This window comes from Mycobacterium sp. NGS69 (assembly GCF_059812165.1).
This window is the reverse complement of record NZ_JCALCD010000002.1, coordinates 421968-436085: the sequence shown is the minus strand read 5'-3', so window position 1 is coordinate 436085 and position 14118 is coordinate 421968. Positions and strand designations below refer to the sequence as shown.

Genomic DNA, 14118 nt, shown 5'->3' with positions numbered 1-14118 from the left:
TGCATAACAGAGGGCCGAGTGAGCGATCTTCGCAGCGTTTTCGACAACGTCCGGCGCGGAATGATCCCCGCCCACATCTACAACGACGGGCAGCTGTTCGCGCTGGAAAGGGAGCGCCTCTTCGGCCGGGCGTGGACGTTCGTGGGCCACGAATCGGAGATCCCGCACGACGGCGACTACGTGGTGCGCCGGGTCCTCGACGACTCGTTCATCGTCGCCCGCGACTCGAACGGCGAGGTGCGGGCCTTGTTCAATATGTGCCTGCACCGCGGGATGCAGGTGTGCCGCGCCGAGCTGGGCAACGCCTCGAACTTCCGCTGCCCGTACCACGGCTGGTCGTATCGCAACGACGGCCGGCTGATCGGTCTGCCGTTTCACCGCGAGGCCTACGGCGGCGACGAGGGGCTGGTCCGGGACGCCCAAAGCCTGCTTCCCGCACCGAGTTTCGCGAGCTACAACGGGTTGCTGTTCATCAGCATGGACCCGGCGGCCGAACCGCTGGAAGATTACCTCGGCGACTTCCGGTTCTATTTGGACTTCTACACCAAGCAGAGCGCGGCCGGCCTGGAGGTCCGGGGGCCGCAGCGCTGGCGCATCAAGGCGAACTGGAAGATCGGCGCCGAGAACTTCGCCGGCGACATGTACCACACGCCGCACACGCACGCGTCGATCGTCGACATCGGCCTCTTCCGCGAGCCAAAAGCCCAGAAGCGCAAGGACGGAGCGACCTATTGGGCGCACCGCGGCGGCGGCACCACCTACAAACTTCCGCCGGGCGACTTCGATCGGCGGATGCGCTACGTCGGCTACCCCGACGAGATGATCGGTCGCATCAAGCAGGCCTGGACGCCGCGGCAGCAGCGGGTGGTCGGCGAGGACGGCTTCATGATCTCGGCGGCCACCTGCTTTCCCAACCTCAGCTTCGTGCACAACTGGCCGAAAGTGCGCTCTGGTCCGGGGGACCAGAAAGATGAAGTCTTGCCCTTCATCTCGATCCGGCTGTGGCAGCCGATCAGCGAGAACGAAACCGAGGTGTGTTCCTGGTTCGCGGTGGACGCCGCGGCGCCCGAACAGTTCAAGAAGGACTCGTACAAGGCCTATTTGATGTGCTTCGGGTCGACGGGCATGTTCGAACAGGACGACGTGGAAAACTGGGTCTCGCTGACCACCACCGCGGGCGGTTCGATGGCGCGGCGGCTGTTGCTGAACAGCCGGATGGGGTTGCTCGGCGACGGCAGCCCCGTGGTTCAGGCGCTGCCCGCTGACGCTTTCCACGGGCCCGGGCGCGCCCAGGTCGGCTACAACGAGCACAACCAACGCGAACTGCTCAAGCTGTGGGCGGACTACCTGCAATGAGAAAACCCCTGTCCTTCAACGATATTCGGCACATGGCGGCCCACCAGTTCCTGGTCGACGAGGCCTACCTGCTGGATGCCCAGCAATACGAGGCGTGGCTGGACACCCTGACCGACGACGTCCGCTACGTCATGCCGGTCCGGGTGACGACGGCGCGCGGCGCAGGGTTCGACACGTCGCCGGGCATGGCGCACTTCGACGAGGACAAGTATTCGCTCCGCCAGCGAGCCGCTCGCTTCGCCACCGAGCACGCCTGGACCGAGGACCCGCCGTCACGGTTGCGCCACTTCATCACCAACGTGCGCACGTATGCCGATGACGACACACACCTCATCGTCGAGTCGGCCGAGCTGCTCTTCCGCAGCCGCGGCGACGTCAACGAGAGCGCGCTGGTGTCCTGCGGCCGCGAGGACCTGCTGCGCTGGTGCGACGATCGATGGAAACTGGCCCGGCGCAACATCTTTGTCGACGAGTCGGTGCTGCGGATGCAGAATCTGGCGGTGTTCCTGTGAGCGAACCCATCTCGATAACCAACGAATTCACCGAAGTGCTGATCCAGCGGATGGACACCCGCAACGGGTCGCGGCTGCTGATCAGCGCACCCAAGACCGGGCGCTCGATCTCCCTCGACGCGCTCGAGATCGAGGCGCTGACCCGGCAGAACACCCGTACGCTGGCGGCCATGGTCGGCAATCCCGATGGCCCGCTGCTGCCCGACGAACCGCAGGCCCAACCGTGACGGCCTGGCTCGACGGCAAGCGGGCGCTGGTGGTGGGCGCCGGTTCGGGGATCGGCCGCGCCGTGGTGGACGCGTTTCGCGCCGAGGGCGCCAAAGTCGCCGTGCTGGAACGGGACTCCGGCAAGTGCGAACGCTTGCGGCAGGAAGTGCCCGACGTTCCGGTGGTCGACGGCGACGCCATCACCCGCGAAGCCAACGAGCGCGCCGTCGCCGCGGCGGTGGATGCGTTCGGCGGGCTGGACACCCTGGTCAACTGCGTCGGGATCTTCGACTTCTACAAGGGCATCGGCGACATCGACGCCGACGACCTCTCCCCCGCGTTCGACGAGATGTTCCGCACCAACGTGCTGAGCCACCTGCAGTCCGTCAAAGCCGCCCTGCCCGCGTTGCGGTCGGCCGGCGGGTCGTCGATCGTGTTGACCGAGTCGACGTCGTCGTACCATCCGGGGCGCGGCGGCGCACTGTACGTGTCGTCGAAGTTCGCCGTTCGCGGGCTGGTCGCCACGCTGGCTCACGAACTGGCACCGCGGATTCGGGTCACCGGGGTGGCCCCCGGCGGCACCCTCAACACCGACCTGCGCGGCCTAGCCAGCTTGGGGCTCGACGGTGTCCGCCTCGACGACACCCCCGACCGGGCGCGCGACATGGCGGCGCGCAGCCCGCTCGGCGTCGCGCTGACCGGCGTGGACCACGCCTGGAGCTTCGTGTTCCTCGCCTCCGACCGATCCCGCGGCATCACCGGCGAAACCGTCCACCCCGACGGCGGATTCGGGCTGGGCGCACCGCGATGACGCGCCTCGACGAGCAACGCGAGCTGGTGGCGCAGGGCTGCCGGGTAGCGGCGGCGCGCGGTTTGGTCGACGGCGTCCTGGGCCACCTGAGCCTGCGCGTCGACGACGAGCGGCTGCTCGTCCGCTGCCGAAGCGACACCGACCGCGGGGTGGCGTTCACGCGGCCCGGCGACATCCGGCTCGTCACATTCGACGGAACCGCCGGCGCCGCAGGCGAACTCGACGGCTACCGGGTGCCCAACGAGCTGCCCATCCACACCGAAACCCTGGTGTCCAACCCAGCGCACCGGGCCGTCGCGCACCTGCACCCGCCCGCCGTCGTCGCCGCCGACCTCGCCGGCATCGCGCTGAGGCCGATCTACGGGGCCTTCGACATCCCCGGCGCCTGGCTCGCGCGCGGCGGCGTGCCCGTCTACGAACGCGCCGTGCTGATCCGAAACTCCGCGCTGGGCAAGGAAATGGTCGGGGCGATGGGTGGTCGGCCGGTGGTGATCCTGCGCGGGCACGGGATCACCAGCGCGGCCGACACCGTTCAGCGGGCGGTGCTGCAGGCGATCGGCGTCGACGCGCTGGCGCGCATGTCGCTGCGGGTGCGCGCGGCCGGCGGCACGCTGCGCGACATCGATGACGCGGATTGGGATGACTTGCCGGACTTAGGTTCTGGCTTCAACACCGATGCCGCGTGGCGGCACGAGGTCGCGCGCTTGGACACTCAGCCGGTTTGACCCGGCGAACCGTCGCTGCCCGCGGTGCCGGCCGTGCCGTCGGCTCCGTGCGTTGCCCCGGTCCCGTGCGTGCCCGCGTCTCCGCCGTTGACCCCGCTGCCGCCGCCACCGCCGGTGCCGCCGCTGCCCACCGCGCCGTTGGTGCCCGCCTGGCCCAAAAGCCCACCGGTGCCACCGATGCCGACCGTGCCGGCGCCGCCGCCGTTGCCACCGTTGCCGCCGCCACCACCATGGCCGCCATTGCCGCCACCACCGCCGAAGGTCGACGTGTCGCCCGAGGTCGCCGAGGTATCCCCGCCGTGGCCGCCGCCACCGCCAATTCCCCCGCCGCCGCCCGCACCGCCTTGGCCGCCCAACCCGGCGTTGCCGCCGGCGCCGCCGTCGCCGAAGAGGCCTCCGGCACCGCCGGTTCCGCCGGCACCGCCCGCACCGCCGGTTCCGCCCGTGCCACCGGAACCACCCGCGCCACCGTCGCCACCCGGAGCGCCAACGGCCTGCGCAGCATTGAGCCCGGTATTGGCCGAACCGGCGTCGCCGCCAACGCCGCCGATCCCGCCAGCGGCTCCAATGCCGCCAGCGCCGCCCATACCCCCTGCGCCGCCCGCCCCGCCGGTGCCGGCCATCATCCCGCCATGACCACCGTTACCGCCCGCGCCGCCGACGCCACCCGTGCCGCCCGACATGCCCGTGGCGCCGCCGCCGCCACCGCCACCGGCCCCGGAGAAGGCGGAGGTACTAGAACCGAGTGCCACGGCCCGCCCGCCGTCGCCGCCGGCGCCTCCCGCCCCGCCGGGGGCCGAAGCGTTGGTCCCGTTACCGCCCGCGCCTCCTTGTGCCGTCAGGCCAAAGGTGGCATTCCCGCCAACGCCGCCGGCACCCCCGTTGCCGCCCGCGCCTCCGGTGCCGCCATTGCCCGCGACCGCCTCAGCGACCGTGCTATTGCCCGCCAACGCGCTTCCGCCGGTGCCGCCGGTGCCGCCGGTGGCGCCGAGGCCGGCGTCGGCGCCGTCGCCACCGGTCAACCCGAACGAGGAGCCGTCGCTGCTGTTGAAGATGTTGCCGCCGGTGCTGCCGGTTGCGCCCTGCCCGCTGACGATGGGGTTGACTCCGTTTGCCCCGGCCAGGCCGGTGCCGCCCTGACCACCGGCACCGCCGGCGCCGAACAGCATGGCGCTGCCGCCGTCGCCGCCTCGCCCGGGCATGCCGCCGCTGAAGCCCGCCGCGGCGGCGCCGCCCTGTCCGCCGCTGCCGCCGTTACCGCTCAGCCAGCCGCCGTTGCCGCCCCTGCCCCCCGCCTGGCCCGCACCGCCCGCGCCGCCCGACCCGCCGTTGCCGAGCAGCCCCGCGCTGCCGCCGTTGCCGCCCGCCTGGCCCGCCCCGCCCGACCCGCCATTGCCGCCGTTGCCCCACAGCAGTCCGCCGGCCCCGCCGTTCGCGCCGCTTCCGGCGGCGCCGTTGGCGCCGTCGCCGATCAGCGGGCGCCCCAGCAATGCTTGTGCGGGCGCGTTCACCGCACCCATCACCGCCTGCTGCGCGTTGGTCGCCTCGGCGGACGCGTACGCGCCCGCGCCCCCGTTGAGAAGCTGCACGAACTGCTCGTGGAACGCCGCCGCCTGCGCGCCGACCGCCTGATAAGCCTGCGCGTGGCTGCCGAAGATCGCGGCGATGGCCTCTGACACCTCGTCGGCTGCGGCCGGCAACAACTCCGTCGTCGAGGCCGCCGCGGTGGCATTGGCCGCACTGAGCGCCGAGCGGATACCCGCCAAATCGGTAGCCGCGGCCGAGACCATCTCGGGCATCGCAATGAGGAAAGACATGGGAGGCTCCCATCGACAGAGGACGATTCGACTCATACCCGGACGGGGCGAACCACCGCCAGGCGCAAACTGTATGCCCCTTCCTGCCGCTTATCGGTACTTTCCGCATTAACGGATGGCGCACCGAAGGTCACAGGTTCATATCCGGCGCGCCCTGCACGGTTGGCGGGGGCAGCGGGCTTAACCTGGCCGACGTGAGCGAACTGGACCGGCGGCGCTTCCTGGTCGCGGTGGCCGCGACGGTGGCCGTCACCGGGATCTCGTTGTGCTCGGAAGGCGGGCCCCGGGGGACGGTCGCCCGCGCCGAGGTCCCCGGACCCACGCCGACCCCCGCGGCCCCGGCGCTGCCGCCGTTGCTGTCGCCCCCGGACCGCGCATCGCGGGTCGCGCTGCCGGGCGGCGCGGCGCTGAGCAAGCTCCCCGGCAACGGTGACCTGCTGGCGTGGACGGTCGACGACGGCGTCAACACCGACGTGGTCCGGCTTTACACGGAATTCGCCCGGGACACCGGCGTGCGGCTCACCTATTTCGTCACCGGCTCCTTCCGCTCGTGGACCGATAACGCCGAGTTGCTTCGGCCGCTCGTCGAATCCGGGCAGATTCAGCTCGCCAACCACACGTGGTCGCATCCGGACCTGACGAAGCTTTCGGCGAACGAGGTCGCCGACGAGCTCGGCCGCACCGACCAGTTCCTGCGCGACACCTACGGTGCGGACGCCACCCCGTACTTCCGGCCGCCGTACGGCCGCCACAACGCCGTGGTCGACGCGGTGGCCGCCGACATGGGCTACCAGGTGCCCACGCTGTGGTCCGGCGACCTGCGGGATTCCGCGGTGCTGACCGAAGACCAGATCGTCAAGATGGCCGACCTGTCCTTCACCCCGCAGAACATCGTGATCGGGCATCTCAACCACACACCGATCACCCGCGTTTACGGGCAGCTGGTGGACATCATCCGGGCCCGCAGGCTGCGCACCGTGACGCTCAACGACGTCTTCCTGAAGCCCGAAATCCCGCACCGGCTTCAGCCGAGCTGATCGCCGATCTCCTTGGCCGCGTTGACAAGTGCGGCCGCCACCGATGGGTAGCGGGCGCTGTCGAGCCGGTCCTGCGGCGCGGAGGCGTTGAGCGCGAGCCGCACGCCCGGCGCTCGCGTCGGGATCGGCACCGCGACCGAGGCGACGCCGTCCTCGCTCTCCTCCCGGTTGATGGCGTAGCCTCGCTCGCGGATGCGCGACAGCTCGGCCTCCAGCTCGGTGCGGCTGCCGATCGAATGCGCGGTGACCCGTTCCAGTTCCTCGTGCGGAAACAATTGGCGCAGTTCGGTTTCCGACAGTTGGGCGAGCATCGCCTTGCCCGTCGAGGTGCAGTGCGCCGGCAGGGTGCGCCCCAGCCGGGATGCCACCCGGACCGCCGCCGGGCCCTCGACCGCGGCCACGAAGTGGACGTGGGCACCGTCGAGCATCCCGACATGAATCGTCTCCCGCAGTTGCTCGCCGAGGGCGCGCATGACCGGGGCGGCCGACCGCTGAATGTCGAGGCGGCCGAAGACCGCGAACGCCACGCCGGTGAGCGAGGGGCCCGGCAAATACGCCTTGGACACCGGGTCCTGGCGCACGAAGCCGCGGTAGGCCAGCATCGCCAGCAACCGGTGCGCGGTCGAGGGGGCGACACCCAGGTCCCGGGCCGCGTCGCTCAGCCGGATCTCGGGGCGCTCCCCCAAGAGCAGCAGCAGCTTCAGCGCCTTGTCGACCGACTCGATCGGATACTGCGGCGCGAGCGGGTCGGCGGCCGGCTGCCCCTTTTCCCGCATAGACAGTGACGGTACCCGCCGCTCACAGCGCGCTGAGGACGATCGCCCCGGCCAATCCCGCCCCGATCACCCCGACGGTTGCGGCGGCGACGGCCTTCCATCCGAAGCTGCGCGCGACCATCACCGCGCCCGGCATGCTGACCGCCGGCAGCGTGATCAACAGCGCGCCGAGCGTCCCCGACGAGACGCCGAGCAGCGCGAGGCCCTGCAGGATCGGGATCTCCCCGGCCGTCGGAATGACGAGGAGCGTGCCGACGACGGCGGCGAGCACGACGATCAGCAGGCCCCCGTGCGGGAGGCGGCCCAAGCCGAGCACCCAGCCCCGGAACGCGCCCAGCACCAGCACGACGACCGCATACTCCGGCAGCAGGATCACGGACAGCCTGAGCAGGGCTCGCGCGAACCTGCGGGCGGGCGCCTCGGGTTGGTGCCCGTCCCCGGCCGCCGGGCCGGGCGCCGGTTGCCCGGTGCGGGTCACCAGCGCCACGGCCGCCCCGACGCCGACCACCGCGGCGATCCCGACCACCATCCTGGTCAGCGTCCACTGCCACGGAGCGACGAAGAGCAAGAACACCAGCACCGCCGGGTTCAGCAGCGGATTGCCGAGCCAGTACGCGATGGCGGCGACGCGCCCGACACCGTTGCGGCGCAACGTGACGGCCACCGGGGCGGCACAGCACGTGCACATCATCGACGGCATGCCGGCCGCCCCACCGGCCAGCGCGCTCGAAATCACGCCGCGCCGGTTCAACAGCCGCGGCAGCCACGACGGCGGCATCAGGGCCTGAATCGACGCGCTGATCAGCAGCGCCGCCAGCAGTGCCTGCCAAATCGAGAGGAAGTACGCGTGGAAGAAGGTCGTGGCGGCGTGCCAGGTCGGGCCGTCGCCGGCGCGGACCCCGCCGACGGCGAGGATGTTCGACCCCGACCAGTGGTGGGTCCGGTGGGCCCGCAGGGCCTTGGCCGTGTAGGGCATCCACTTGGCCCACAGCAGCCCGGTGACGAACGCCGCGAGCGTCAACGCGACGCCAATGGCGACGCCCGTGCGGTCCCGACCGCGAATTGCGTTGACCCTCAACGACGCCGCCATGGTCAACGACGCTAGCCGACAAACCACCCACGGGCTGGACGAGAGGGACCGCGCGCGCCACACCCCCGGTAGAGCACCCGGAAACGAAGTTTCCGGTTAGTCTCTGCATCGTGTACGGGGCTACCGAGACCGGATACAGCCGATACGTCGCCATCGGGGACAGCCAGACCGAGGGCCTGTGGGACGGTAACGACGCCGTCGGCTTCCTCGGATTCGCCGACCGGCTCGCGGCGATCATCGATTCGCTGTATCCGGGCCTGCACTACGCCAACCTGGCGATTCGCGGCAAGCTGGTGGCCGACGTGCTGCACGAGCAGGTCCCGCCCGCGCTGGCGATGCGGCCGGACCTGATCACCGTGTGCGTCGGGATGAACGACGTCATCCAGCCGGGAAACTCGTTCGGCCGCGCCCTGACCAACCTGGAGCGCATGTACGCGGCGCTCGCCGACTCGGGGGCGACGGTGGTGACCACCACCTTCCCGAACGTCGCGCAATTCCTGCCGCTGGGCCGGCTCGTGTCCGGGCGGCTCGCCCGCATCAACGACGCGATCGCGGCGGCCGCCGACCAGTACGGCTTCCGGCTCGTCGACCTCTACGACGCGGCCTCGATGCGCGACCTGGACACCTGGGACGTCGACCGCGTGCACGCGTCCACCAAGGGGCACATGCTGTTCGCCGCCGCGGCCGCGGAGGCGCTCGATCTGCCTGGCAGCAACCATGATTGGGCCGAGGCGAGCGGCAGCGCCACGCGGCTGCCGTTCGGGTCGCGCACCTACGGACAGGTTCGCTGGGCGCAGGAGAAGTTCATGCCGTGGGTGTGGCGGCGGCTGCGCGGCATGTCGTCGGCCGACGGGCGGGTGCCCAAGCGGCCGCGGATGGAGCCCCTGACCGCGCCAAGTGCGGCGCGCTTTGTCCGCCGGTCAGGCATCCTTGACCCATGAACGTGGAGGCTCTGCTGCAGTCGATCCCGCCGCTGCTCGTCTACCTGGTGGTCGGCGGTGTGGTCGGGGTGGAGAGCCTGGGCATCCCCCTTCCCGGTGAGATCGTCCTGGTCAGCGCGGCGCTGATGTCGTCGCACCACGACCTGGCCGTCAATCCGATCGGCGTCGGCGGCGCCGCGGTGATCGGCGCGGTGATCGGCGACTCGATCGGCTACTCGGTGGGGCGCCGGTACGGGTTGCCGCTCTTCGACCGGCTCGGCCGGCGATTCCCCAAACACTTCGGCCCCGGGCACGTCGCCCTCGCCGAAAAGCTGTTCAACCGTTGGGGAGTTCGCGCGGTGTTCTTCGGCCGCTTCATCGCCCTGCTGCGGATCTTCGCCGGCCCCCTGGCCGGCGCGCTCAAGATGCCCTACCCGCGCTTCCTCGCGGCCAACGTCTCCGGCGGCATCTGCTGGGCGGGCGGCACCACCGCGCTGGTGTACTTCGCCGGGATGGCCGCCGAACGGTGGCTGGAGCGGTTCTCCTGGATCGGGCTGGTGATCGCCGTCGTGTGCGGAATCGCCGCCGCGATCCTGCTGCGCGAGCGCACGTCGCGGATGATCGCCGAGCTGGAGGAAGAGCACTACCGGAAAGCCGAAGCCACCGACGCCGCGTGAATCCACGGCTTTGCGCGTGCGTCCAGGGCGGAAAAGTCGCCCGGATCCCGCCATCAGCTCACACTGAAAGCCCAGAATTCACACGCAAAGCGCTGGGCAGCTTGAACTAGCCGACCGCCTCGCCGATGTCGGCGGGCTCCGCCGGGCGGTGCTCCTTGATCAGGGAGACGCCCATCCTGCGGGCGCGCCGCGCGGCGTCCAGGTCACCCACGGCCGCGAGGATCATCGCGCCCTTCATCAGGATGTGCCAGGACGACGCGAAGTCCTCGACGTCGGCCAGCCCGGCCGCGACGGCGCGGCGGCGCACGATGTCGCGGACGTGGTCGATGTGGGCGATGCATGCCTGCCCGGCAGGGTGACCCGCCCCCAGCTCCAGGAAAACGTTGATGAACGAGCAGCCCTCGTAACCGTCGCGCGACTGGAACCAGTCGTGCATGACGTCGAAGATCGCGAGCAACTGTTCCTCGGGCGTGCTGCCCCGCTGCCGGGACTGCTCCTCGATCAGGCCGTGCGTCCACACCTCCTCGCGGCGCTGTAACACGGCCAGGACCAGCGCGTCCTTGGTCGGGAAGTGGCGGTACAGGGTGGCCCGCGCGACGCCGGCCCGCACGATCACCTCGTCGGTGCCGACGGCGCGGATTCCACGCCGGCTGAACAGCTCATAAGCCGCGGTCAGGATGCGCTCGCGGGCCGAGCTGGTGACAGGAGTGACATCGTCGCTTGTCATACCGGGCCTTACCGTACTCTTAACGGCCCGATGTAGACAGACCGCCCTGTCTCGTTATACAAATGAGATTCGCGCACATCGCGCACAGTCTGTCTTCAGACGGAAGGACGGGCACCCCGCCCGGCGTCCCCTCGCCGGTAGCTTAGGAGAGTCCATCATGAGCCCGATCACCGCGGAACAGATGTCCAGCCCCCCGCCGACGCTCAGCACGCGTCTGGTCCACGAGCTGGGTGACCCGCACAGCACGCTGCGGGCGACCACCGACCGCAACGGCGCGGCGGTGATCGTCAACGCCGGCGGAGAGATCGACGCCTGCAACGAGCACACCTGGCGCCGGCTGATCGGCGAGGCGGCCGGCATCGTCATCCCACCCGGCCCCTTCGTCATCGACGTCAGCGGCCTCGAATTCATGGGCTGCTGCGCATTCGCGGTGCTCGCCGACGAGGCGCGACGGTCCCGCGAGCGCGGCATCGAGTTGCGCCTGGTCAGTTGCGAGCCGTTCGTCGCCCGAATCGTCGACGCCTGCGGGCTGAACCGCCTGCTGCCGGTGTACCCCACCGCGGACGACGCGCTCGCGTCGACCACTCGCCGGTAAGCCCGCCTCGCAACGAGTCAATCGGCCGATAATCGGCTGAAATGAGCGGCCTTCCCACCTTCGGTGCGGAGGAAGAATTCCTCCTCGTCAACCCGCGAACCGGCGAACCGGCCCCGCGCAACACCGCGGTGGCCGAGGAGGCCAAGCGGCGGGGCGCGACCCTGCAGCTGGAACTGAGCAGCTGCCAGGTCGAAACCAACTCCGACGTGACGGCGACCAGCGCGGAACTCGGCGAGCAACTCACCCGGCTGCGGCGCGCCGCCGCCGAGGCGGCCGAGGCCGCCGGGGTGCAACTGCTGGCCGCCGGCCTCCCGCCCGCCACGCCGCACGAGTTCCCCGTCACCGACACGCCCCGGTACCGGCGGATCGGCGCGGCGTATGGGATGGTCGCGCACGAGCAGGGCATCTGCGGGTGTCACGTCCACGTGCAGGTGCCCGACCGGGCCGGCGCCATCCGGGTCAGCAACTGGCTGCGGCCGTGGCTGCCGTCGTTGCTTGCGCTGTCGGCCAATTCGCGGGTGTATCGCAACGCCGACAGCGGCTACGCGAGCTGGCGCAGCGTGCTGTGGCGGCGCTGGCCGGTGGCCGGGGCGCCGCCGTTCTTCCCGGCGCCCGACGAGTACGACCGCACCGTACGCATGCTGATCGACAGCGGGGTCATCCTCGATCACAAGATGGTCTATTGGGACGTGCGCGCGTCGGAGCACTTCCCGACCGTCGAGATCCGGGTGTCCGACGTGCCGGCGACGGTCGCCGAGACGGTGCTGCTGGCCACGCTGGTCCGGGCGGCGGTGATGACCGCGCTCGACGAGCGGGGCGCGGACGCCGAGCGCCTGCCGCCCGCGGCGCTGCGGGCGGCGTACTGGAAGGCCGCGCACGACGGGCTCGCGGGCGACGCGCTCGACCTGATCCACGGGCGCGGCGGCGCGGTGCCGGCGCGCGAGGTCCTGGGCGCGCTGGTGCGACGGGTGCGCCCGGCGCTGGAAGCGCTCGATGAATACGACCGCGTCACAACGGAACTCGACCGCGTCGTCGCCCAGGGCAACGGCGCGATGCGGCAGCTGCGGGCGTGGCAGAAGCGCCACGAGGTGATGGACGTCGTGGCGGAAGCCGCCGCCGCCACGCTGAGTTGACCCGTCAGCCCACGGCGAGCAGGCGGTACAGGCCGATCAGCCCGACCACCACGATGGCCGAGCGCAACGCCGTCGGCGAGAGCCGCCGCCCGTAGCGCGCCCCGACCAGTCCCCCGACCAGCGAGCCCGCCGCGATGAGCCCGGCGACCGGCCAGCTGATCCGGCCGAAGGCCACCAGCGAATAGCTCACCGCCGCAACGACGTTCACCACCAGCGTCAGCAGGTTCTTGGCGGCGTTCATGCGCTGCACCGACTCGGGCAGCAGCGCGCCCATGATGCCGACCAGGAGGATGCCCTGCGCGGCGGTGAAGTAGCCGCCGTAGACCCCGACCGCGAAGGTCCCGAACACGAGCACCGCCATCCGGGCCGGCGTGATGTGTTCGGCCGAGCGCCCCTGTTGTTCGGCGCGCTGGGCCGCCCACCGCTGCAGCCGCGGCCCGAGCACCACCAGCACCAGGGCCAGCACCAACAACACCGGCACGACGCGGGCGAACACCGTGGGGGGCAGGTGCAGCAATAGGAAGGCGCCCAGCACCGCGCCGGCCAGCGACGCCGGCAGTTGCCAGCGCAGCCGGTCCCACTGCCCGGCCAGCTCGGCCCGATAGCCCCAGGTGCCCGACACGCTGCCCGCCACCAGGCCGACCGCGTTCGACATGGTGGCGGTGACCGGTGGATAGCCGAGGGCGACGAGAGTCGGGAAGGTGATCAGGGTGCCCGATCCGACGAGGGCGTTGATGGCACCGGCGCCGAACCCGGCCACGGCGATCAAAACCATATGGGAGAGCAGCACTCCCGAAAAGCTTAGTCGCCCTTAGACGTGCGGCGCTTCGGGGCCGCGGTCGACGCCGGTGCGCAGCTTGACCGACGCAGAATAGGCGAGGCTGCGGAAGTGCAGCACCGGATCGTCGGAGGGTTCGATGCCGTCGGTGACACGCATCGGGTCGAACACGACGATGTCGCCGTCGTGCTCGCGCTGCGTGTCGAGGCCGTCGATCTCCAGGATGCCGACGGTGGCGATCTGCGTGCTCTCCCAGGCGGCGGACGGGTCGACCGTCGAGTCGTTGGGCCCGGCGATCTGGACACGGAAGTCGAACCGCACCGGCCCGCTCGCGAGGCGGGCATTCAGCTCGTCCGTCAGAAAGTCGGGGCCGTCGCCCTCGGCGGCCGGCCGCTTTTCCCCCACAACCGGAACCCAGTGGTAGCGAACGAATCTGGCGCTGCCGTCGGCGGCGACCCAGCGGAAGGCGTGCAGGCCGTGGTACTCGATGGTGGCGTAGCTCGTCGGGACCTTGTTGGCGTCGCGCAGCACGGGCAGCGCGCCGAACAGCCGCGGATGGGTCAGGAAGTACTTGGCCATCCGCAGCGGCGTCGTCGGGCTGGGCCGCATCGCCTTGAGCAGATCGACGAATCCGTCCGGCGTGCTGGAGACGAACAGCCGCGCGGTCTGCGTCGATACGTCGGTGGTGGACCCGTCGGGCAGCGTGAACTTCACCGCCATCCCCCGCACCCCGGGCGCGCCGTCACGCTGCGACGGGTTGCCCGAACCGTTGGAGAAGCGGATCAGCGCGGGAACCGACGAGCCGTCGAAGTGCTTGGCGCGCGAAAGCCCCGCCGCCTCGGGGGCCGCGGTGAACGTCCCGCGGTACAGCGTGCCTTTGGCGTGCAGCGCGCGACAACCGGGCTGCGCGCCGCCGGTGCCTCGAATCGCCGCAATCGCCTCGTCGGGAGTGACCAT

General features: G+C 70.9%; 16 protein-coding genes. 10 read left to right on the top strand and 6 right to left on the bottom strand.

Annotation, left to right across the window (positions count from 1 at the left end; all coding sequences use genetic code 11):
- The first annotated feature begins 60 nt into the window (after positions 1–60).
- The 5 genes from AC5Y2S_RS07405 to phtC are packed head-to-tail and all read left to right on the top strand — an operon-like array spanning position 61 to position 3611.
- Positions 61–1356 (top strand): aromatic ring-hydroxylating dioxygenase subunit alpha, encoded by a 1296-nt coding sequence (locus AC5Y2S_RS07405; RefSeq protein WP_499955678.1) that lies wholly within the window; start codon positions 61–63, stop codon positions 1354–1356.
- The gene (locus AC5Y2S_RS07400; protein ID WP_499955034.1) at positions 1353–1868 is read left to right on the top strand and encodes a 3-phenylpropionate/cinnamic acid dioxygenase subunit beta; all 516 of its coding nucleotides are present in this window, start codon (positions 1353–1355) and stop codon (positions 1866–1868) included. Before AC5Y2S_RS07405 ends, AC5Y2S_RS07400 begins: the two co-directional genes overlap by 4 nt.
- A 50-nt stretch (positions 1869–1918) precedes the next feature.
- Complete coding sequence (locus tag AC5Y2S_RS07395) at positions 1919–2095, top strand: dihydrodiol dehydrogenase (protein WP_499955677.1); 177 nt, start codon at positions 1919–1921, stop codon at positions 2093–2095.
- Positions 2092–2886 carry a 3-(cis-5,6-dihydroxycyclohexa-1,3-dien-1-yl)propanoate dehydrogenase gene (hcaB, locus tag AC5Y2S_RS07390; protein WP_499955032.1) on the top strand — a complete coding sequence of 265 codons (795 nt, stop codon included), beginning with the start codon at positions 2092–2094 and terminating at the stop codon, positions 2884–2886. Before AC5Y2S_RS07395 ends, hcaB begins: the two co-directional genes overlap by 4 nt.
- On the top strand, positions 2883–3611 hold the full coding sequence (gene phtC, locus AC5Y2S_RS07385; protein WP_499955030.1) for a 3,4-dihydroxyphthalate decarboxylase: 729 nt from the start codon (positions 2883–2885) through the stop codon (positions 3609–3611). Before hcaB ends, phtC begins: the two co-directional genes overlap by 4 nt.
- On the opposite strand, the gene AC5Y2S_RS07380 is transcribed toward phtC, so the two are convergent.
- Positions 3599–5428, bottom strand: coding sequence for a PE family protein (locus tag AC5Y2S_RS07380; RefSeq protein WP_499955028.1), 1830 nt, complete (start codon positions 5426–5428; stop codon positions 3599–3601). The two genes, phtC and AC5Y2S_RS07380, sit on opposite strands and share 13 nt — an antisense overlap.
- Before the next feature lie 203 nt (positions 5429–5631).
- Between AC5Y2S_RS07380 and AC5Y2S_RS07375 the strand changes: the two genes are divergently transcribed.
- Complete coding sequence (locus AC5Y2S_RS07375; protein ID WP_499955676.1) at positions 5632–6465, top strand: polysaccharide deacetylase family protein; 834 nt, start codon at positions 5632–5634, stop codon at positions 6463–6465.
- Here AC5Y2S_RS07375 and AC5Y2S_RS07370 read toward each other — a convergent pair.
- Both AC5Y2S_RS07370 and AC5Y2S_RS07365 read right to left on the bottom strand, forming a co-directional pair.
- Positions 6453–7241 (bottom strand): IclR family transcriptional regulator, encoded by a 789-nt coding sequence (locus AC5Y2S_RS07370; RefSeq protein ID WP_499955026.1) that lies wholly within the window; start codon positions 7239–7241, stop codon positions 6453–6455. The genes AC5Y2S_RS07375 and AC5Y2S_RS07370 overlap by 13 nt on opposite strands.
- Positions 7242–7263: 22 nt before the next feature.
- A complete protein-coding gene (locus AC5Y2S_RS07365) occupies positions 7264–8331 on the bottom strand; it encodes a permease (RefSeq protein WP_499955024.1) in 1068 nt (355 codons plus the stop codon).
- Positions 8332–8441: 110 nt separating this feature from the next.
- Between AC5Y2S_RS07365 and AC5Y2S_RS07360 the strand changes: the two genes are divergently transcribed.
- Together AC5Y2S_RS07360 and AC5Y2S_RS07355 are read left to right on the top strand one after the other, a co-directional pair.
- On the top strand, positions 8442–9272 hold the full coding sequence (locus tag AC5Y2S_RS07360) for an SGNH/GDSL hydrolase family protein (protein ID WP_499955022.1): 831 nt from the start codon (positions 8442–8444) through the stop codon (positions 9270–9272).
- Complete coding sequence (locus AC5Y2S_RS07355) at positions 9269–9928, top strand: DedA family protein (RefSeq protein WP_499883580.1); 660 nt, start codon at positions 9269–9271, stop codon at positions 9926–9928. The genes AC5Y2S_RS07360 and AC5Y2S_RS07355 overlap by 4 nt, the downstream gene beginning before the upstream one ends.
- Positions 9929–10034: 106 nt before the next feature.
- On the opposite strand, the gene AC5Y2S_RS07350 is transcribed toward AC5Y2S_RS07355, so the two are convergent.
- Entirely contained in the window at positions 10035–10655 is a 621-nt protein-coding gene (locus tag AC5Y2S_RS07350) for a TetR/AcrR family transcriptional regulator (RefSeq protein WP_499955020.1), read from the bottom strand.
- A 157-nt stretch (positions 10656–10812) separates the two neighbouring features.
- Between AC5Y2S_RS07350 and AC5Y2S_RS07345 the strand changes: the two genes are divergently transcribed.
- Entirely contained in the window at positions 10813–11250 is a 438-nt protein-coding gene (locus tag AC5Y2S_RS07345) for an anti-sigma factor antagonist (RefSeq protein WP_499955018.1), read from the top strand.
- Positions 11251–11291: 41 nt separating this feature from the next.
- Positions 11292–12383 (top strand): glutamate--cysteine ligase, encoded by a 1092-nt coding sequence (locus tag AC5Y2S_RS07340; protein WP_499955016.1) that lies wholly within the window; start codon positions 11292–11294, stop codon positions 12381–12383.
- A 4-nt stretch (positions 12384–12387) separates the two neighbouring features.
- Here the strand turns inward: AC5Y2S_RS07340 and AC5Y2S_RS07335 are convergent, their stop codons facing one another.
- Entirely contained in the window at positions 12388–13158 is a 771-nt protein-coding gene (locus tag AC5Y2S_RS07335; RefSeq protein WP_499902630.1) for a sulfite exporter TauE/SafE family protein, read from the bottom strand.
- A 36-nt stretch (positions 13159–13194) separates the two neighbouring features.
- Entirely contained in the window at positions 13195–14118 is a 924-nt protein-coding gene (locus tag AC5Y2S_RS07330) for a catalase family peroxidase (protein WP_499955014.1), read from the bottom strand.